At 66.5% G+C, this 19,396-nt stretch carries 12 protein-coding genes, 1 tRNA gene and 1 riboswitch; of the genes, 5 read left to right on the top strand and 8 right to left on the bottom strand.

Features of this window, described 5'->3' with window-relative positions; translation table 11 throughout:
• Positions 1-9: 9 nt before the first annotated feature.
• Positions 10-2,442 carry an acetamidase/formamidase family protein gene (locus DACI_RS25090; RefSeq protein WP_012206762.1) on the bottom strand — a complete coding sequence of 811 codons (2,433 nt, stop codon included), beginning with the start codon at positions 2,440-2,442 and terminating at the stop codon, positions 10-12.
• A 160-nt stretch (positions 2,443-2,602) separates the two neighbouring features.
• Here DACI_RS25090 and DACI_RS25085 point away from each other — a divergent pair, with 160 nt between their 5' ends.
• Positions 2,603-4,078 carry an acetamidase/formamidase family protein gene (locus tag DACI_RS25085; protein ID WP_012206761.1) on the top strand — a complete coding sequence of 492 codons (1,476 nt, stop codon included), beginning with the start codon at positions 2,603-2,605 and terminating at the stop codon, positions 4,076-4,078.
• Between the two features lie 36 nt (positions 4,079-4,114).
• Here the strand turns inward: DACI_RS25085 and DACI_RS25080 are convergent, their stop codons facing one another.
• Both DACI_RS25080 and DACI_RS25075 read right to left on the bottom strand, forming a co-directional pair.
• Positions 4,115-4,924: an alpha/beta fold hydrolase gene (locus DACI_RS25080; protein WP_012206760.1), complete on the bottom strand. Its 810-nt coding sequence runs from the start codon at positions 4,922-4,924 to the stop codon at positions 4,115-4,117.
• A gap of 22 nt (positions 4,925-4,946) precedes the next feature.
• Entirely contained in the window at positions 4,947-6,245 is a 1,299-nt protein-coding gene (locus DACI_RS25075; protein ID WP_012206759.1) for an O-acetylhomoserine aminocarboxypropyltransferase, read from the bottom strand.
• A gap of 106 nt (positions 6,246-6,351) precedes the next feature.
• Here DACI_RS25075 and DACI_RS25070 point away from each other — a divergent pair, with 106 nt between their 5' ends.
• Positions 6,352-6,804, top strand: coding sequence for a CBS domain-containing protein (locus DACI_RS25070; RefSeq protein ID WP_012206758.1), 453 nt, complete (start codon positions 6,352-6,354; stop codon positions 6,802-6,804).
• 149 nt (positions 6,805-6,953) lie between these two features.
• Here the strand turns inward: DACI_RS25070 and DACI_RS25065 are convergent, their stop codons facing one another.
• Positions 6,954-7,451: a helix-turn-helix domain-containing protein gene (locus DACI_RS25065; protein ID WP_012206757.1), complete on the bottom strand. Its 498-nt coding sequence runs from the start codon at positions 7,449-7,451 to the stop codon at positions 6,954-6,956.
• Positions 7,452-7,650: 199 nt separating this feature from the next.
• On the opposite strand from DACI_RS25065, the gene aroC reads away from it, so the two are divergent.
• Complete coding sequence (gene aroC, locus DACI_RS25060; RefSeq protein WP_043782533.1) at positions 7,651-8,748, top strand: chorismate synthase; 1,098 nt, start codon at positions 7,651-7,653, stop codon at positions 8,746-8,748.
• A gap of 65 nt (positions 8,749-8,813) precedes the next feature.
• On the opposite strand, the gene nrdR is transcribed toward aroC, so the two are convergent.
• From nrdR to DACI_RS25045, 3 genes are all read right to left on the bottom strand, one after another.
• The gene (nrdR, locus tag DACI_RS25055; RefSeq protein ID WP_012206755.1) at positions 8,814-9,269 is read right to left on the bottom strand and encodes a transcriptional regulator NrdR; all 456 of its coding nucleotides are present in this window, start codon (positions 9,267-9,269) and stop codon (positions 8,814-8,816) included.
• 22 nt (positions 9,270-9,291) lie between these two features.
• Positions 9,292-10,539 (bottom strand): serine hydroxymethyltransferase, encoded by a 1,248-nt coding sequence (gene glyA / locus DACI_RS25050; RefSeq protein ID WP_012206754.1) that lies wholly within the window; start codon positions 10,537-10,539, stop codon positions 9,292-9,294.
• Positions 10,540-10,573: 34 nt separating this feature from the next.
• A riboswitch (ZMP/ZTP riboswitch) is annotated at positions 10,574-10,749 on the bottom strand.
• 136 nt (positions 10,750-10,885) lie between these two features.
• Positions 10,886-11,797: a lytic transglycosylase domain-containing protein gene (locus DACI_RS25045; RefSeq protein ID WP_012206753.1), complete on the bottom strand. Its 912-nt coding sequence runs from the start codon at positions 11,795-11,797 to the stop codon at positions 10,886-10,888.
• Between the two features lie 767 nt (positions 11,798-12,564).
• Between DACI_RS25045 and DACI_RS25040 the strand changes: the two genes are divergently transcribed.
• The gene (locus tag DACI_RS25040) at positions 12,565-16,383 is read left to right on the top strand and encodes a DUF748 domain-containing protein (RefSeq protein ID WP_043782531.1); all 3,819 of its coding nucleotides are present in this window, start codon (positions 12,565-12,567) and stop codon (positions 16,381-16,383) included.
• Between the two features lie 154 nt (positions 16,384-16,537).
• Positions 16,538-19,165: a DUF349 domain-containing protein gene (locus tag DACI_RS25035; RefSeq protein WP_043782529.1), complete on the top strand. Its 2,628-nt coding sequence runs from the start codon at positions 16,538-16,540 to the stop codon at positions 19,163-19,165.
• 140 nt (positions 19,166-19,305) lie between these two features.
• Here the strand turns inward: DACI_RS25035 and DACI_RS25030 are convergent.
• Positions 19,306-19,390: transfer RNA gene (locus DACI_RS25030), tRNA-Leu, on the bottom strand.
• Between the last annotated feature and the right edge of the window lie 6 nt (positions 19,391-19,396).

Below are 19,396 nucleotides of genomic sequence, written 5' to 3'. Positions count from 1 at the left end.
GGGCGGGCTTCATGGGCCCGCCTGGGCGGACGCCGAGAGTTCCGGCGGAAACAGCGCCTTCTTGATCACGGCGTGCACGCCCCAGTTGCCGTCCACCACCTGCGTCACGGCGAAGTCCACGGCCACGGAGATCAGCGATACGGCCTCGTCCTCGTCCAGCCCGTGGGCCAGCATCAGATAGCGCCTTGCCTTGTGGAAGGCGTCACGCATGGCGCCTTCCAGCGATGACTTGCGATAGACCTGGGACTGCGCCTGGCTGCCCAGTTCGGCCAGGTGGTCGGTGAAGCTGAAGCCCTGTATCACCCACTCGGAGCCGGTCTCCAGGAAAGGGTGGTCCAGCTCTGCAAGGAAGCGGTTGTCCAGCGCGGCGCGCTTGTGCACCCGCAGCTCGAAGCTGCCGGTCAGCGAGCATTCGATGGCCGTGCCGCACAGTTCCGAGTCGCCTTGGGATGCATGCGGGTCTCCCACCGAAAACAGCGCGCCTGGCACCGATACGGGCAGGAAGAGCGTCGCGCCCTTGCCGGCGCGCCAATTGTCCAGGTTGCCGCCGAAGTAGCTCGGCGGTATGGAGTCGATCAGGCCGGCCTCTCGCGGTGCCACGGCCAGCATGCCGAAATGCGGACGCAGCGGCACGCGTGCCTTGTCCAGCACACCAAAGCGCCGGGTGATGGTGGCGGGGTCCACGGGCACGCCCGGGTAGTCGATGGTCGGATGGACCACGCCGAAGGGGTCGGTCTGCGGTGTCCAGCGGTAGTTGTAGACAGCGCGGGCCGTGGGCTCCTCGGGCAGTGCGTGGTCGATTTCGTAGATGGTGACCACTTCGCGCTGGCGGGGCTCCGTGATCTGGTCGCGGTAGTGAAAGCCCCACCAGGCGGCGGCGTTGCTGCCGAAGACACGGCCGTGGTGGGCGGGGCTGCAGCTGGGGCGTGGCTGCACATCGAGGATGCGTATCTCCAGCAGGTCGCCGGGTTCGGCCTCATGCACATAGACGGGGCCGGTGCAGATGTGCACGCCGAAGCCCTCGCCCGCGCCGCGGCCGTAGATCGAGGCGTCCATCGGGCCCGCGCCGCGCCGGTCCACGGCCTTCTGGGCCGCGGTCCAGTGGAACACGCTTTCGGCGCCCGGATCGCCTTCGATCATGCGTTCCCAGTCGTCCGAGGCATGCTGGGTCAGCGTCTCCATGGTCACCACGTCACCCGAGCGCACGGAAAGCACGGGCTTGAGTGAACGGCTCAGGTAGCCCCAGTGCACGGTCTTGTCGGAGACCGGAAGGTAGTAATGCTGGGGCGACGCACCGCCATTGTCTGCGTGCGCCGAGCGCTTGGGCACAAGGGCCAGCGCCTGGGCGTAGCGTGCATGGTCGCGCAGCAGGGCCTGGAACGGGCTGTGTGCCAGGCGCGCTGCGGCCGGTTCTGCACCCTGCGCAGCGCTCTCTGCGGGCGAGGGGCGTCCGCGCTGGCCGGGCGGCGCATCCTGCACACGCGCCGGACTGGCGCGATAGGCCTTGGGGGACAGACCATAGCGGGCCGTGAAGGCTCGGCTGAAGTTGGCGGCATCGCCAAAGCCCCAGCGAAAGCACAGCTCGGCAATGGAGAAATGCTGCAGCGAGCGGTTGCTCAGGTCCATGCGGCAGCGCTCCAGCCGGCGTTCGCGCAGGTAGGTGCTGAAGCTGGTGGCAGCCCCCTTGAACAGCTTTTGCAGATAGCGCGTGGACAGCCCCTCGGCGTCGGCGATGGCATCGATGGACAGCTCGGCATCGCCCAGCCGGGTTTCGATGGCGCGGCAGATGCGGCGCAGATGGCCAAGCTGTACGGCGCTGGGCGGCTCGGTCGCCTCGGCCTGTTCCTGATCGGGATTGCCGGCGCGCGGTGTCAGGCAGGTGACCAGCATGTCGGTGAGCGTGGCCTCCACCGACAGCAGATCGTCCTGTGCCAGTGTGTCGATCTGCTCTGCCAGTGAGGCCGCCATTGCCATGCACATGGCCCCCACGCCGCCTGTCCCGCCGATGTGCCTGGCCTCGGGCGGGCACGAGCGCAGCAGGCGCAGCAGAAAGCTCGAGGACTCCAGCCGCGCAAGCAGCAGGCGGCCGTCGCCGGGCAACTGCAGCTGCCAGTCCCGGTCTGACTCCAGCAGCAAGGCCGAGCCGGCCTTGAGCGGGAATGCGGCGTCCTCAATCACCGCATTGGCGCTGCCTTGCAGCAAGGCGCACAGCAGCAGGCCCGGGCCGCGCAGCCGCTTGGCCACGGCCCGCAGCGTCAGCGGCGAGGTGGCCAGCGTGATGAACACCGATCCCAGTGGCGAGCTGCGCAGCGCCAGGTGGGTGGCCGGCGGCGTGGGCGCTTCGCCATGGATGTCTGCCCTGGACAGCGCCTCATTGAGCGCAGCCTGCCGCAAGGCATCGGGAAATGCGTGGGTGGAAAAGCGTCTTGGATCGTCGTGCATCAGGGGCGAACTATGAACTGCCGCGTACAGCCTGTCCAAGCCGGGCGCACCGGATGGCAGCCGCGACAAGTTTTTGTGCGCGCAGGAACAACCGGCCTGGACATGCTCGCCTGGACACTGGCGCTGCCGGCACCGATCCACAACAGCAGGAGTATTTTCGATGACCATCCCCCACCAAGAACATATCTGCGGCCCGGGCTGCCAGCACGGTGCTTCGCCAGCCGACGAGAAGCTGATCCGCGAGGAATTCCAGGTTGCACGCCGCTCCTTCCTGCGCGACGCCATGGTGGTCGGTGGCGGCGCGGTCTCGGCCGGCGCCATCAGCGGCGCGATGGCACCGTCCCGGGCCTTTGCCCAGGGCGCGCCTGGCGCCCGGGCCGGCCAGGGCATGGCCAGCCACTACTACATTCCCGCCTCTGCCAGCACCGTGCTCTGGGGCTACTTCAGCAGATCGGCCAAGCCGGTGGTCGAAGTCGAATCGGGTGACTACGTGACCATGGAGACGCTGACCCACCATGCCAATGACGATGCCGAACGCATGGTCCGGGGCGACCCGGGCGCCGAGAGCGTGTTCCACTGGGACAGCCAGCGCAAGAACGTCGATCGCCGGGGCGCCGGTCCCATGGATGCCAAGAACGGCGCAGGCGCAGGCCAGGGCGTGCACATCTGCACGGGGCCGGTACGCATCAAGGGCGCCCAGCCCGGCGATGTGCTGGAAGTGCGCATCATTGATGTGGTGCCACGCCCCTCGGGCAACCCGCAGTTCAAGGGCCGGACCTTCGGCAGCAATGCGGCGGCGAACTGGGGCTTTCACTATGGCGACACGCTCACCGAGCCCCGAAAGCGCGAGGTGGTCACCATCTACGAGGTGGACGCGACCGGCGAGCGCAACTGGGCCCGCGCCGTCTACAACTACCGCTGGACGCCACAGACCGACCCCTTTGGCGTGGTCCACCCGACCATCGACTATCCGGGCGTGCCCGTGGACCACCGCACGATCAGCAAGAACGAAAACGTGCTGCGCAATATCCGCGTTCCCGTGCGCCCGCACTTCGGCACCATCGGCGTGGCGCCGGCCGAGGTGGAGATGGCCAGCTCCATTCCGCCCAACCACACGGGCGGCAACATCGACAACTGGCGCATCGGCAAGGGGGCGACCATGTATTTCCCCGTGGCCGTGCCAGGGGCCAACTTCACCGTGGGCGATCCGCATGCCTCGCAGGGGGACTCCGAGCTGTGCGGCACGGCCATCGAGTGCTCGCTGACCGGCACCTTCCAGCTGGTCCTGCACAAGAAGGCGGACCTGCCTGGAACGCCGCTGGCCGAGCTGGCCTATCCGCTGCTCGAAACCCAGGACGAATGGCTGCTGCACGGCTTCAGCTACGCCAACTACCTGGCGGAGCTGGGGCCAGATGCGCAAAACCAGATCTTCAAGAAGTCTTCCGTGGACCTGGCGCTGCGCGACGCCTATCACAAGATGCGCCACTTCCTCATGACCACCCAGGGGCTGGGAGAGGACGAGGCCATCTCGCTGATGTCGATTGCCGTGGACTTCGGCATCACCCAGGTGGTGGATGGCAACTGGGGCGTGCACGCGCTCGTGAAAAAGAGCATCTTCCCCGCGCGCGGCGCGTAAGTGCGTCCGGGCCCTGCGGGCAGGACCCGGCCGGGCTCAGCGCGCCAGGAAATCCCGGATGGCGAACAGCGTCTGGTCGGGCGCCTCGGTCATCTGGTTGTGGCCGCTGGGCAGGTGCACGATGCTGACCTGGCGCTGCGCGCCCCGGGCCGCCTCGATCAGGCCCTTGGCGGCCTTGGGCGGCGTCATCTGGTCCTGCTCGCCCAGGGCGAACAGGACTGGACATTGCAGCGCCGCCATGGCCGCCTCGCCGCCCGCGTAGCTGTCGCAGGCCTTGAAGCCGGTGTGCAGCAGGTTGGTGCGGTCATTGCTGGCCAGCACGCGCCGGCCCAGCGCCATGCCGGCGCCGAATACCCAGCTGCCTGCGCCGCTGGGTGGCGCCAGCGTGGCGCGCGAGAACACATTGACCATGCGGATGGCCTGCTCTGGCGTGCTCAGTGCGGAGTCCAGCAGGGCGGGCGAGACCTTCATCGGATAGGCCGTGCCCACCAGCACCAGGTGGCTGACGCGCGCGCCCAGCCGGGCGGCCGCTTCCATGGCGATCAGACTGCCCCAGCTGTGGCCGACCAGCGCGGCCTTCCCGATGCCTGCCGCATCCATGAGCTGGCCGATGAAATCCGCCGCTGCCTCCACGCTGGCGGGCGCGTCACCCGCGCTGCGGCAGTGGCCCGGCAGGTCTATGGCCAGCACGTTCCAGCCGTGGTTGGCCAGGTAGCGGCTTTGCAGAGCCCAGACGCTGTGGTCGCACAGCACGCCGTGGATGAGGATGGCCGTGGGCTGGGCGGGGTTGAAGGCCTTGCCGCCGGTATAGGCGTAGATGGCGTGGCCCTGAACATCGATCTTCATTGTTGGTGTCTCCCTTGTCGGCTCACGCTGCCTTTTCAGCGGCCTTGAGGGCGCGCTTGAGGTCATCGATCAGGTCGTCGGCATCCTCCAGTCCGATGGACAGGCGTATCGTGCCCTGGCCGATGCCGGCCTGGGCCAGTGCTTCGTCGCTCATGCGGAAATGCGTAGTGCTGGCCGGATGGATCACCAGGCTGCGGCAGTCGCCCACGTTGGCCAGATGGCTGAAGACCTTGAGTGTCTCGATGAACTTGCGCCCCTGGTTGCGGTTGCCCTTGATGTCGAAGCTGAACACCGAGCCCGCGCCGCGCGGCAGCAGCTTCTTTGCCAGTTGGTGCGAGGGATGGGTCTCCAGCAGCGGGTGGCCCACGCGGCCCACCAGCGGATGGCTGGCCAGGAATTGCACCACCTTCTCGGTATTGCGAATGTGGCGCTCCATGCGCAGCGGCAGCGTCTCTATGCCCTGCAGGATCAGCCAGGCCGTGTGCGGGCTCATGCAGGCGCCGAAGTCGCGCAGGCCTTCGCGCCGCGCGCGCAGCAGGAAGGCGCCGGTGCTGCTTTCCTCGCTGAACACCATGTTGTGGAAACCGTCGTAGGGCTCGGTCAGCTCGGGGAAGCGTCCCGACTTTTCCCAGTCGAAGCTGCCGCCATCCACCACGATGCCGCCGACCACGGTGCCGTGGCCCGACAGGAACTTGGTGGCCGAGTGGTAGACGATGTCCGCGCCATGCTCCAGCGGCTTCATCAGCCAGGGCGAGGTCAGCGTGGAGTCCACCAGCAGCGGCACGCCGGCCTCATGTGCGATGGCGCTGATGGTGGGGATGTCCAGCACGTCCAGGCCCGGGTTGCCCACCGTCTCGCCGAAGAACAGCTTGGTGTTGGGGCGCACTGCGGCGCGCCAGCCGTCGATGTCACCGGGCTTGACGAAGGTGGTCTCTATGCCGAAGCGCGCCAGCGTGTAGTGCAGCAGGTTCTGCGAGCCGCCGTACAGCGCCGTGCTGGCCACGATATGGCTGCCCGCGCCCATGAGCGTGGCCACCGACAGGTGCAGCGCCGCCTGGCCGCTGGCCACGGCGATGGCGCCCACGCCGCCTTCCAGGGCCGAGACGCGCTGCTCCAGCACGGCATTCGTGGGATTGGAGATGCGGCTGTAGACGTGCCCTGGGCGCTCCAGGTTGAACAGCGAGGCCGCATGGTCGCTGGACTCGAACACGAACGAGGTCGTGAGGTGGATGGGCGTCGCGCGCGCTCCGGTGGCGGGGTCGGGCTGTGCGCCCGCGTGCAGCGCCAGGGTGTCAAAGCCGGGGTCCGAGTAGCCGGGCATTCCTGTCTCCATGGTTGTCAAGGCAAGCGGGCATTGTGGGCTATATTTCCTGTCAGACACGGGCTTGCCGCAACCACGGCGACACAGACAAATTTGGAGATACGGCATGAAAGTAAGTGACATCCTGCGCGTCAAGGGCAACACCCTCTACACGGTGTCGCCGGACGAAAGCCTGGCCAGCGCGGTGCAGGTGATGTCGGAGCGCGATATCGGCTCCCTCGTGGTCATGGAGCATGGCGACGTGGTCGGCATGCTGACCTTCCGCGAAGTGATCCAGGGCTTCGTCAAGCACGGCGGGGTGGGCGAGACGCTGGTGCGCTCGGCCATGGACGACGCTCCCATGACCTGCACCATGGAAACCGACATGGACGAGGTGCGCCGCATGATGCTGGACCGCCACGCACGCTACATGCCGGTGATGGACAAGCGCATGCTCATGGGCGTGATCAGCCTGTACGACGTGGCCAAGGCCGTGGTGGACAGCCAGAACTTCGAGAACCGTATGCTCAAGGCCTACATCCGCGACTGGCCCGAGGGCGAGCGCCAGGGCGCGGACTGATCGTCGGGGCGATATCGACCTTTCGACCATTTCACCTTGGGCAGCAAGGCCTCCGAACGCAAAATGCGGCGGAGGCCTTTGTCTTTGCGCGCAGGGCGCAAAGCAGACAGTCGCGCGAACAGCGAATGGACGGGAGACCGCAGGACCTGTCAGTGCACGCGGCGGCGTTTGGGCTTGAGCAAGGCGCTGGGCGGCACGTCATAGGCCTGTCTGAAGACACGGCTGAAGTGCGAGAAGCTGGTGAAGCCACAGGCCAGCGCCACATCGGTCACGCGCCGCGCATTGTCTGCCCGAAGCAGCAGGTGCGCCTGGGCCAGCCGTTCGTTCCAGAGCCAGCGGCTGGGGGTCAGGCCTTCGGTGGCAAACAGCCGCGCCAGGCTGCGCAGCGACATGCCCATGTCCTGGGCCACCTGCAAGGGCTTGAGCTCGGGGTCGTCGAGCCGGGCCCGCATGTACTGCTTGGCCTGGGCAAGCCTGTTGCGGGTTCTGAAATCGCCAGGGCTGGACGATGTCAGCAGCACATTCAGCAGCGAGGGGCGAAGGTCCTGCTCCTCGTCCTTGGGCTGAAGGCCTGGCGATGCCGGTGGAGTGCTGCCCGCATGGTCGCCGTGATCCTGGATTTGCGTTGAGTCGTAAGAGGCCTGCATTTCACGAACCTCCCGCAGTTTGCGGCTGGTGCCAGCGTGGTGATCCGCAGGCGGTTGAAAAAGGGTGGATTGCAATTTTAACTATGAATATTTGCAATCCGATAGCTATTTTTATTCTCGCCGGGCGATGGCTGCCTGCGCAATGCACCGCCGCCGCGGGCACGGCGCTTGCGGGCTACCCGGGCATAATCGTCGGCCTATGAGCGGCAACACCTTCGGCACCCTATTCACTGTCACCAACTTCGGCGAATCGCATGGCCCGGCCATAGGCTGCGTCATCGACGGCTGTCCGCCCGGCATGGCGCTGAACGAAGCGGATATCCAGCAAGAACTGGATCGCCGCCGTCCCGGCACCAGCAAGTTCGTGACCCAGCGCAACGAGCCCGATTCGGTGGAAATCCTCTCGGGCGTCTACGAAGGCCGCACCACGGGCACGCCGATCGCGCTGCTGATCCGCAATACCGACCAGCGCAGCAAGGACTACTCCAACATTGCGCAGAGCTTTCGTCCCGGCCATGCCGACTACGCCTACTTCCAGAAATACGGCATCCGTGATCCGCGCGGCGGCGGCCGTTCCTCGGCACGGCTGACGGCCCCCACGGTGGCCGCTGGTGCCGTGGCCAGGAAGTGGCTCAAGGAAAAGTTCGGCACCGAGTTCCGCGCCTGCATGACCCAGGTGGGCGAGCTGTCGCTGCCCTTCGAGAGCTGGGAGCATGTGCGCAACAACCCCTTCTTTGCGCCGGTGGCCGATGTGTCTCAATACGAGGAATACATGGATGCGCTGCGCAAGTCGGGCGACTCCTGCGGCGCGGCGCTGCGCGTGCAGGCCAGCGGCATGCCGGTGGGCCTGGGCCAGCCGCTGTATGACCGCCTGGATGCCGACGTCGCCTACGCCATGATGGGCCTGAATGCGGTCAAGGCTGTGGAGATCGGTGCCGGTTTCGAAAGCGTGGTCCAGCGCGGCACCACGCACGGCGACTCGCTGAGTCCCGAAGGCTTTCGCAGCAACAACGCCGGTGGCATCGTCGGCGGCATCAGCACGGGCCAGGACCTGGAAGTGCGCATAGGCATCAAGCCCACCAGTTCCATCATCACGCCGCGCGAATCCATCGACGTGCAGGGCCAGAGCACCGAGGTCATCACCAAGGGCCGCCACGACCCCTGCGTCGGCATCCGCGCAGCGCCCATCGCCGAGGCGCTGCTGGCCCTGGTGGTGATGGACCATGCGCTGCGCCACCGCGCCCAGTGCGGTGACGTGGATTCGGGCCTGGCTCCCATCCCTGCCGCCGCGCCCTGAAAGCACTGCCAGGCACCAAAGAAAAAGCCGCCCAAGGGCGGCTTTCTTGCGTCCTGCCGGCCTGATCAGCCGGGATTGCGCACCTCATCCATGACGTTCTTGAAATCGTCCACATCCTCGAAACTGCGGTAGACGCTGGCGTAGCGGATGTAGCCGACCTTGTCGAGCAGCTTGAGCTCGCGCATCACCATCTCGCCCAGGCGGCTGGAGAGCACTTCGCGCTCGCCCAGGTTGCGCAGCCGTTCCTCGATGCGCTCGATGGCGGCATCGATCTGCTCTGTGCTCACGGGGCGCTTGCGCAGCGCGATCTTGAACGAGCCCAGCAGCTTGGCGCGCTCGTACTCGATGCGCCGCCCGTCCTTCTTGACGATGGCGGGAAAGCTGACCTCGGGCCGCTCGTACGTGGTGAAGCGCTTGTCGCAGCCGCCGCACTGGCGGCGGCGGCGGATGAAGCCCCCATCCTCGGCCTCACGGGTCTCCACGACCTGGGTGTCCGGATGGCTGCAGAACGGGCACTTCATGGCAGGCCTCTATGCGTGCAACTCAGGCGCCGTAGACCGGGAAGCGGGCCGTCAGCTCGGCCACCTGGGCGCGCACGCGGGCCAGGTTGGCTTCGTCGGCGGGGTTCTCCAGCACGTCGGCCAGCAGGTTGGCTGTCAGGCGGGCTTCCTCTTCCTTGAAGCCGCGCGTGGTCATGGCGGGCGTGCCCACGCGGATGCCGCTGGTCACCATCGGCTTTTCGGGATCGTTGGGGATGGAGTTCTTGTTGATCGTCATGTGGGCGGCACCCAGCGCGGCTTCGGCCGCCTTGCCGGTGATGCCCTTGGCGCGCAGGTCCACCAGCATGACGTGGCTTTCCGTGCGGCCGGAGACGATGCGCAGACCGCGTGCCGTCAGCGTTTCCGCGACAACCTTGGCGTTCTTCACGACCTGTTCCTGGTAGGTCTTGAACTCGGGCGACAGCGCTTCCTTGAAGGCCACGGCCTTGCCGGCAATGACATGCATCAGCGGGCCGCCTTGCAGGCCGGGGAAGATGGCGCTGTTGATGGCCTTCTCGTGCTCGGCCTTCATCAGGATCACGCCGCCGCGCGGGCCGCGCAGGCTCTTGTGCGTGGTGGTGGTGACCACGTCGGCATGGGGCACGGGGTTGGGGTACACGCCTGCGGCGATCAGGCCGGCATAGTGGGCCATGTCCACCCAGAAGATGGCGCCGACTTCCTTTGCGATCTTGGCGAAGCGTTCGAAGTCGATGGCCAGGGCGTAGGCCGATGCGCCGGCCACGATGATGCGGGGCTTGTGTTCGCGCGCCAGCGCTTCCATCTTGTCGTAGTCGATGGCTTCTTCGGCGTTCAGGCCGTAGGAGACCACGTTGAACCACTTGCCCGACATGTTCAGCGGCATGCCGTGCGTCAGGTGACCGCCTTCGGCCAGGCTCATGCCCATGATGGTGTCGCCGGGCTTGGCAAAGGCCATCAGCACGGCCTGGTTGGCCTGGGAGCCGGAGTTGGGCTGAACGTTGGCGGCTTCGGCGCCGAACAGCTTCTTGACGCGGTCGATGGCGAGCTGCTCGACCACATCGACGTTCTCGCAGCCGCCGTAGTAGCGCTTGCCCGGATAGCCTTCGGCGTACTTGTTGGTGAGCTGGGAGCCCTGGGCTTCCATGACGGCAGGCGAGCAATAGTTCTCGCTGGCGATCAGCTCGATATGTTCTTGTTGACGCAGGTTCTCGGCCTGGATGGCGGCAAAGACTTCGGCGTCGACCTTCTCGACGGTATTGGTGCGTTGAAACATGGCAGTCCTGTGAACTTGAAATTCCCTTGAGGCCAAGGGCTGCCCAGGCGAACGGCGGAACACTCCAGATCCCGCGTGCGCATGGAGGCTGGGCGGTACGCTCCCCGGTGGTTCACAGAAGGTGGTCCTTCTCGGGCCTTCTGCTGGTTTCCACGTCAGCGGCAGCGGTGCGTGAAGCGGCTGCGCCTATCGCCAGTTGCGTACCCCGCTAGTGTAGCTGAGCCGGTGGCGCCGAAGACCTGGCAGGGGCGTTGCAGAAGGCGTTTGCGTGGGCCACCTGCAGTTGGAACGGGCATGAAAAAGCTGGCCTTGGCCAGCTGTGCATTCACTATGCCGGGAAGTCAGGCTACAGCGCCGGCTCCTGGGACTGAAGGGCCACCTGCTCGGAGCGGGCAGAGGTGTTGCTCGAGCTGACCGGCACGGCTGCAGGCGCAGCCGCTGCTGCCGGGCCCGAGGCCTCGGCCACGGGGGTGGCCGGCTTGGTGGAGGCAACCTGTACAGCCTGCCGGGGCTGATCGACCTTGGCGGTCATCAAAGGCACGGCACGCAGGCCGGCGGCCATGCGCAGGCGCTGGTGCTCGGCCAGCACCTTGGCGGCGTAGCCACCATCGGTGGGCAGGTTGGCCGCGCCCACATAGTAGCGCAGGCCTCCTTCGATGGAGCCGGCGCGCTCGATGCATTCCTTGAGCACGCGCACGCCCACGCGCAGATTGCTGACCGGGTCGAAGGCAGCATTCTGGCCACCGAAGTTCTCATACTTGTCGGTATGCACCGTGGTCATCACCTGCATCAGGCCCTGCGCGCCGACAGCGCTTTGCGCAAACGGGTTGAAGCTGGACTCGATGGCCATGATGGCCAGGATCAGCGTCGGGTCCAGGCGGTTGACCTTGCCCAGGTCATAGGCCTCGCTGACCAGTGCCGCGATCGGCTCAGGCGCCACGCGGTACTTCTTGCTGAGCCAGAAGGCCACGGCTGCCTGCTCCTTGGGCAGGTTCTTGGGGTTGGTCGCCGTCGCCCGATCGCTGGCAGCGAGTTCGACGGGAACACCCAGCTCGGCCATCTGGCGAGCGGTCAGCCAGGAGCGCAGCTGGCTCTCTCCGGCATCGCGCAGGTCAGGGCGGGCGAACAAGGTGATGGCCATGAAGGCCACAGCAAGGCCCAGCAGGGCGAAGCTGTTGTGGATGATGGCAAGAAAACCGTTGGCCACATCGATGGCGAACGTTCGCGCGGCGGCGAAAAATTTTCCTGACGCTGGCATAGCTTTTTCCTTTCTAGGGGCACCAACCCGAAACGGCCTTCGCCGAAGCGAAGGCCGGTGAGGCTGACACCCTGGATTGGGTGCTGCGGATCCGGGAGGCTGGCGCTTGGTGCGCCATTGCGTTGTAGGCCTGCGGGATCTGCTCAGTCGTGAGGCAGCAGAAACAAAAAACGCTCTATTCGAGCGCTGGCGGATTCTAGGAGTTCACCAAATACACGGTCAACACTATGAAATCAACTTTTTAGATCAATGAATAATAACAAACCATGGATGCAAACACAGTTTTGAGGTCTTGAAGAGCGGGTGGCGTGCTACCGATGTACGCCGCTTCCGTCGTTTTCAGAGTGCGTCATGAAATTGCAATGAAATGCAAAAGCACTGGCAGGCCGACCCTGCGTCCTTCTATATTGGAGGCGACTGCTCCTGCAGTCGTCTCGCCAAGGTGGAAGACAGGTAAAAGTGGTGTTCGATAGTGCGGACACCGTGGTTCAAGTCTTCTTCCGCGGCCTTCCTGGAAGCAATCTCTTGCTTCCAAGCATCAAGGACCATCCTCTCCTTGACTGCGGAAAACGGTCGGGACTTGTGCCCGCCGTAAAGCCCGGAAGCCGGCTCACGGCTTCCGGGCTTTGTCGTTCAAGGATGGCCGCAACGTCAAGAAATGTGCCGTGGTGCGGACCCAGCCGTTGCTGCCGCCCCAATTTCTGGTGCAATGCAGCCGTTGCCCTGTCCTGTGTCCCAGGATGGGCTGTACTAGTTACCAGAGCCCCATGCAATCTCTCTTCAAGCACCGCTGGCTGCGCAGGCTGGCCATCGCCCTTGTGGCGTTCCTTTTGCTGTGGCTGCTGCTGTGGGCGCTGGTGCCCGTTGTGGCCAAGAGTCAACTGGAAAAGCAGGCATCGGCCAAGCTGGGCCGTCAGGTCCGTGTGGGTGCAGTGGAGTTCCGGCCCTGGTCGCTGGAGCTGACCCTGCGGGACCTGAGCATTGCCAGGAGCCAGGCGGAAGGCGCGGCGCCGGAGTCCGTGCCGTCTTCATCTTCGTCCCCCCAGCTTCAGATCGACCGCATCTATGTCAATGCCAGTATCCAGTCGCTGTTTCGGCTGGCGCCGGTGCTGGATGCCATCGAGGTCGATGCGCCGGTGCTGCGCCTGACCCAGCAGAGCCTGGGGCATTTCGATGTGGACGATGTGCTGGCCAGGCTGGCCGAACCCGGCGACACGCCGCCCTCCAAACCCGTGGGCTTTGCGCTGTACAACATTGCGCTGCGCGACGGCCGCGTGGAATTGCAGGACGAGGTCCAGCGGCGCCAGCACATGCTCGAGCAGTTGCAGCTGCGCCTGCCCTTCATCAGCAACCTGGAGTCCAAGCGCGAGATCAAGGTGCTCCCGCACCTGTCCTTCGCGCTCAACGGCAGCCGGTTTGAATCCAGCGCCCAGAGCACGCCCTTCACCGAGCAGCGCCAGACCGCTGTCGATCTGAGCTTGCAGGGCGTGGACCTGACACCTTATTTGGGCTATGTGCCCGTCACCGCGCCTGTCAAGCCGCGTTCCGGCGTGCTGGATGCCAACCTGCACATCTCCTTTGAGCAGGCCGAGCAGGCCGTGGTCCGCATCACCGGGGAGGTCAGCCTGTCCGGCGCCGAGCTGCACGACCGCGACGGCGTCCCCCTGCTGCGCTTCGAGCGCCTGGCCGCCGTGCTCAAGAACGTGCAGCCGCTGCAGTCGGTTGCGGAGCTGGAGTCCGTGCAGTGGAGCGCTCCCGAGATTTTTGCGGCCCGCGATGCGCAAGGCCGCATCAATTGGACGGCGATGGGGGGTGCTTCCTCCCCGGATGCCAGGCCGGCAGCGGAAAAGCCTGCCTCCGACGCGCCCCAGCCGTGGAAGGTCAGCCTGGACAGGCTGTCCGTTGCCCATGCCACGGTGCATTGGCGCGATGCCGCTCCCGACGCTGGAAAGTCGGGCGCTGCGCTGCAGGCGCGCGAGCTGTCGTTGCAGGTGCGCGATATCCGCTGGCCCCTGGAGCAACCGCTGCAGCTTGCTGCCAGCATGCAGGTGCAGCCCGAATCGGCGGGGGAGGGGGCGAAACCTGCCGAGTTGCAGCTGAGCGGGGCCTTGACCGACAAGCAGGGCCAACTGGCCATCTCCGCGCGGCAATTGCCGCTGCAACTGGCAGCACCGTACCTGTCCGCCCATATCAAACCCGAGCTGACGGGCCTGTTGAGCACCGACGCAGGCCTGGGCTGGAACGGTTCCGCCATGGTGGTTCAGGTGGCCGGGCTGGGCGTGGAGCAGTTGAGCCTCAAGGACAAGGCCGCGCCCGTCGACATCGCGCACCTGCAGCTGGAGCAGGTGCAGGTCAATCTGGCCAGCCAGCAGGTCTCCGTTGGCCGCCTGGCACTGCAAAAGCCGCAACTGGCCGTGTTGCGCGATGCCCAGGGCCGGTGGATGTACGAGCAATGGCTGCCGCCCGCCTCCTCGGCACCCGCATCGCAGGACGCCGGCAAGGACAAGTCCCGGCCCTGGGGGCTGAAGCTGCAGGCGGTGGAGGTCGATGGCGGCGCCATTGCGCTGCGTGACGAAGCGCCCGTGCGCAACGCGGATTCCGCGCGCACCGTGTCGCTGGACCTGGGTTCACTGCGCCTTCGCATGGGCGCCATCGAGCCGCTGGCCGCCAAATCCGCGCCCACGCCGCTGGAGCTGTCCGCCCAGGTCGGCTCGGGCCGGCGTGTCCAGGCGGGCTCGCTGAGCCTGCGGGGGGACCTGGGACTGGCGCCGCTGTCGCTTCAGGGCAGGTTGCAGGCGCGCAGCCTGCCGCTGCATGCACTGGAGCCCTACTTTGCCGACATGCTCAATGTGGAGTTGGTGCGTGCCGACGGCAATTTCCTCGGACAACTGCGCTTTGTCAGCCAACCGGCCGGCCCCGAGCTGGCGGTGCAGGGGGATGTCGAGCTCGTGGATCTGCGCATGCGCTCCGCGCTGGCCTCTCCCGTGCAAGCGGCGGGCGAGGCCGCAGGGCAGGGCGCGCCACGCACGGCGGCAGGTGCCGTGGCTGCCGTGCTCAGCGAGTCCACGGCCGACCGGGCCAAGGCCCAGTCGGTTGCCTTGGGACTCGGCCTGCGCGATGAACTGCTGGCCTGGAAGACGCTGGCCGTGCGCGGCCTGGACCTGCAGATGCAGCCCGCCCAGCCGCTGCGCCTGAGCGTGCGCGAGACGGCGCTCAGCGACTTCTTTGCGCGCGTCATCGTGCAGCGCAACGGGCGCATCAACCTGCAGGACATCGTCAAATCGGCGAAGTCCCAGCAGTCCCTGGAGCAGAACGCCACGCCGGCTGCAGAGGGCACGGCGGCTTCCGCCGAACCGGCGCCGCCGCAGGCTGCCTCCGGGCCCGCGCCCGTCATCAAGATCGGGCCGATTGTGCTGACGGGCGGCAGGGTCCAGTTCTCCGACTACTTCATCCAGCCCAACTACTCGGCCGACCTCAGCGAGCTGGCGGGCCGCCTGAGCGCCTTCTCGTCCGAGCAGCCTGCCAGCCAGCAGGCGCCGCAACTGGCGGATGTGGAACTGCGCGGCCGCGCCCAGGGCACGGCTTCGCTGGAGATCACCGGCCAGGTCAATCCGCTGGCCAAGCCGCTGGCCCTGGACATACGTGCCCAGATGCGCGACCTGGAACTGCCCCCGCTGTCCCCGTACTCCATCAAGTACGCGGGCCACGGGATCGAGCGCGGCAAGCTCAGCATGGACGTCAACTACAACATCGAGCCCGATGGCCAGCTCACGGCGCGCAACAAGCTGGTGCTGCATCAGCTCACTTTCGGCGAAGCCGTCGAAGGCGCGCCCGCCTCGCTGCCCGTGCGCCTGGCGGTGGCGCTGTTGGCTGACCGCAACGGAGTCATCGACCTGGACCTGCCGGTCAGCGGCTCGCTCAACGACCCGCAATTCCGGCTGGCGCCGGTCATCTTCAAGATCATTGGCAACCTGATCATGAAGGCCATCACCTCGCCTTTCTCGCTGCTGTCGGGCGCTTTTGGGGGCGGCAGCGAATCGGGAGTGGTGGCCTTTGCCCCGGGGCGTGCCCAGATCGACGGCAAGGCCCGCGAGAGCCTGGACAAGGTGGTTGCCTCCCTCAAGGAGCGCCCGGCCCTCAAGCTCACCGTGATCGGTGAGGCGCGCGAGGCGCAGGACAAAGAGGCCTGGAAGCAGGCGGAGCTCGATCGCCTGCTGCTCGCCCAGAAACGCCGCCAGGTGCTGCGCGACGGCAAGTCGGCAGAGTCCGTGACCGAGTTGCCCGCCTCCGAAGTGCCGGCCTTGACCAAGGCGCTGTACAGTCGCGCCGACTTTGCCAAGCCGCGCAATGTCATCGGCATGGCCAAGGACCTGCCCACCGAACAGATGCGCAGTCTGCTGCTGGAGCAGATTGCCGTGCCCGACGACGCCATGCGCGAACTGGCGCTGGCCCGCGCCGTGGCCGTGCGCGACTACCTTGCCCAGCAGCAGTTGCCGCTTGAACGCCTGTTTCTGGGGGCTCCAAAACTGGACTCCGACGACCAGGAATGGAGTCCGCGCGCCCAGCTCAGCCTGTCCACGCAGTAGCCCGGTTTTGGCTCCGCTTCAAATAACGGCGAGAATATGGTTTTCCCGGTCCGGCTAGCATGCCCGCATGCGGCCTGGCCGGCCGCGTCTGGCGGCCCGCGGCAGCCAGACATTCAACGATTGATTCATGTCTTCTCTTTCCCCCCGCAGCACCATGTCCGATGCACCTGAAGTGAGCCCTGCTTCTGCCAAGAATCCCGAACAACACCCCTTGGATGTGCTCACGGGCGGTGCCTTCTCCGCCGAAACCTCGGGTGATCGCGCCGCGCGCATCCGCGACTGGCTGGCAACCCAGCCTTCGGTCGAGCAATTGCAGGACGTCCTCAAGGAACTGAGCGCGCGCGACAAGGGCGCGGCCCGTGCCGTGCGTGAGCGCCTGGACGAGATCCGCCGCACCAAGGACCAGGAAAAGATCGCAGTGGAGTGGGCTGAAAAGGCCCAGGCGCTGCTGGTCGCATCGCCCTTCAATGCCGCCGACGCCATCGCCTGGCAGCGCGACGCCGCCAAGGCGGGCGCACCGCTGTCGCGTGAACCTCTGTCGCAGCACAAGGCCCAGCTGGCCGAGCGTGTCAAGGCCATCGAAGAGCTGCAGCACCGCGTGCAGGTCCAGCGCGAAGTGGCCGTTTTGCTGGCCCAGCGCATCGAGGTCCTGTCCACCAAGCCCTGGCGCGATGCCCAGGCTGTGCTCGACAACCTGCGCGCCGACGTGGCCCGTTGGCAGGAGCAGGCCGGCGAACTGACTGGCGATGACAACTGGGCCAGCGTGGACGGACGTTTCCCGCCCCAGCTGGAAGCCGCCAGCGCACAGCTGATCCTGGTCTGGGATGCCTTCCAGTCTGCACTGGCGCTCACCGAAGCTGCCGCCGCCGACGAAGCCGCTCCGCTGCCCACCGTGCCCGTGTGGGCCGATGAGCTGCGCGTGGCGCGTGGCCTGCCTCCCGAGGCAGCGGCTGCCGAGCCGTCCAAGCCCGCTCCCGCTGCCCGCAGCGCAGCCCAGCCCAAGGCGAAGACATCGCCTGAGCAAGTGGCTGCCGCCAGCAGTGCACTGACCCAGGCGCTGGAGCAGCTCCAGGCCGAGACGGCTGCAGGCGAAAGCAAGGCGGGTTCCGCCGCCGTGCAGGCCGTGCGCGCCGCCATCAAGGCCCATGGCCGCCTGGTGGACGATGCACTGGTCACCAAGGTGCATGAGGCCCTTCTGGCAGCTGGCGAGTCCGAAGGCTGGCCGCGCCAGAACGCCGACAAGCTGCGCGAGGAACTGGTTGCCAAGGCCGAAGCCCTGCTGAATCGCCCGGAAGGCCAGGCGCTGGGTGGCCGCAAGATCCAGGAATCGCTGCGCAGCCTGCGCGAGCAATGGAAGCTGGCCGATCAGGGCAGCGCGGCCAACCACGCACTGTGGAAGAAGTTTGACGAAGCCTGCAACACGGCCCACAAGGTGGTCGAGTCCTGGCACGACAAGCTGCGCACCGAAACCACCCAGTCCAAGGCACAGCGCCTGGCGCTGATCGAAGAGATCAAGGCCTGGGCGGCACAGCAGTCCGCCAGCGAAGATCTCAAGGGTGCGGCGCGTGCACTGCGCCAGTTCGCTGAACGTTGGCGTGAAAGCGGGCACATCGGCGAGAAGCTGTTTGCCGAACTGCAACCCCAGTTCAAGCAGGCCATGGCCCTGGCCGAGGCTCCGTTGCATGCCGCGCAAAAGGCCAGCCTGCAGCGTCGCCACGCCATGATCGACGAAGCCACCGCTCTGGGCGCAGCGCCCAACCTGCGCATCGACGCCGTCAAGGCCCTGCAGCAGCGCTGGCAGGCCGAGGCGCAGGCCGTGCCTCTGGATCGCAAGCATGAGCAAAAGCTCTGGGATGCCTTCCGCAAGCCGCTGGACGAAGCCTTCAACCGCAAGGGCACCGAGCGGGGCCCCCGCGCCGCAGCCGTGGCACTCAGCGACCATGATCGCCGCGTGCTGGAAGCGTCGCAGGCCGTGGAAGCTGCCAACACCTCGGGTGACGTGCAGCAAATCCGCGCTGCGGTGGAGGCCCTGGAGCAAGCGCTGCGTGGCCGTGCCGATGCTTCCGTGAATGCGGCCCAGCCAGCACAGGAACCTGCCGCTGCTGCAGCGGGTTCGGAAGAGTCCGAAGCCAAGCCGGTGCCGGTGCGCCCCGTGGTTGCCGTGCGCGGCGACGATCGTCCTGGTATGAAGAAGGAAGAGGGCGGTGCACGCGCTGCCCGTCCTGGCGACCGCCGCGATGGTGGCCGTGGTCGCGACGGCCGGGATGGCCGAGACAGCCGCGACAGTGGCCGTTTCAGCCGCGAGCCGCGCGAGGAGCGCGGACCGCGTCTGGCGGACCCCGCCTTCCGCGCCCAGCGTGAAGCCTTGGAACATGCCCAGGACGCCCTGCGCAAGCTCGCGGCCCAGGCCCATGGTGAGGCACTGACCCAGTTGATGGCGGCGTGGGAGTCGCGTGATGCTTCCCAGATGCCGGCTGCACAGCAGCTTGGCAGCCGCGTGTCTGCACAAGTGCGCAGTGCCTGGTCGCAGGCCCTCGGCCAGGCTCCCAAGGGAGACGCGGGCGAAGCCCTGCTGCGCCTTGAAATGGCCGCCGACGTTCCCACACCTGCGGAACATCTGAGCGCCCGCCGTGCCCTGCAGCTGCAGCTGCTGACGCGCCGCAACGATCCTGCTCCGCAGGAAACCTGGGGCAACGATGCCGCCCGGGTGCTGGCATCGCCGCGCGATGATGCCAGCGCGCGCCGTCTGCAGAACGTGCTCAAGCAACTGCTGCGCAAGTGATGCACGGGAGGTGATCCTCTCATCCAGGAAGGGAGCCGCTGGCTCCCTTTTTTTGCGCCATGGATGCGGTCTTCTGAGGCCAATGCGTCTGCAGCGCCCAAGAAAAAAGGCCGTTGCATGTGCAACGGCCTTTTCATGTTTGGTGCCCAGGAGAGGACTCGAACCTCCACGGAGTTACCCGCTAGTACCTGAAACTAGTGCGTCTACCAATTCCGCCACCTGGGCATTTCA

This window comes from Delftia acidovorans SPH-1 (assembly GCF_000018665.1).
GTDB lineage: Bacteria > Pseudomonadota > Gammaproteobacteria > Burkholderiales > Burkholderiaceae_C > Comamonas > Comamonas acidovorans.
Note: the sequence above shows the minus strand (reverse complement) of the source record. Positions and strands in the feature narration are given on the sequence as shown.

Coding starts and splice junctions, on each gene's coding strand:
- nrdR (WP_012206755.1), bottom strand. CDS start 9,269: ATGAAGTGCCCGTTCTGCAGCCATCCGGACACCCAGGTCGTGGAGACC.
- DACI_RS25075 (WP_012206759.1), bottom strand. CDS start 6,245: ATGCCCGGCTACTCGGACCCCGGCTTTGACACCCTGGCGCTGCACGCG.
- DACI_RS25085 (WP_012206761.1), top strand. CDS start 2,603: ATGACCATCCCCCACCAAGAACATATCTGCGGCCCGGGCTGCCAGCAC.
- DACI_RS25080 (WP_012206760.1), bottom strand. CDS start 4,924: ATGAAGATCGATGTTCAGGGCCACGCCATCTACGCCTATACCGGCGGC.
- glyA (WP_012206754.1), bottom strand. CDS start 10,539: ATGTTTCAACGCACCAATACCGTCGAGAAGGTCGACGCCGAAGTCTTT.
- DACI_RS25065 (WP_012206757.1), bottom strand. CDS start 7,451: ATGCAGGCCTCTTACGACTCAACGCAAATCCAGGATCACGGCGACCAT.
- DACI_RS25035 (WP_043782529.1), top strand. CDS start 16,538: ATGTCCGATGCACCTGAAGTGAGCCCTGCTTCTGCCAAGAATCCCGAA.
- DACI_RS25040 (WP_043782531.1), top strand. CDS start 12,565: ATGCAATCTCTCTTCAAGCACCGCTGGCTGCGCAGGCTGGCCATCGCC.
- DACI_RS25070 (WP_012206758.1), top strand. CDS start 6,352: ATGAAAGTAAGTGACATCCTGCGCGTCAAGGGCAACACCCTCTACACG.
- aroC (WP_043782533.1), top strand. CDS start 7,651: ATGAGCGGCAACACCTTCGGCACCCTATTCACTGTCACCAACTTCGGC.
- DACI_RS25090 (WP_012206762.1), bottom strand. CDS start 2,442: ATGCACGACGATCCAAGACGCTTTTCCACCCACGCATTTCCCGATGCC.
- DACI_RS25045 (WP_012206753.1), bottom strand. CDS start 11,797: ATGCCAGCGTCAGGAAAATTTTTCGCCGCCGCGCGAACGTTCGCCATC.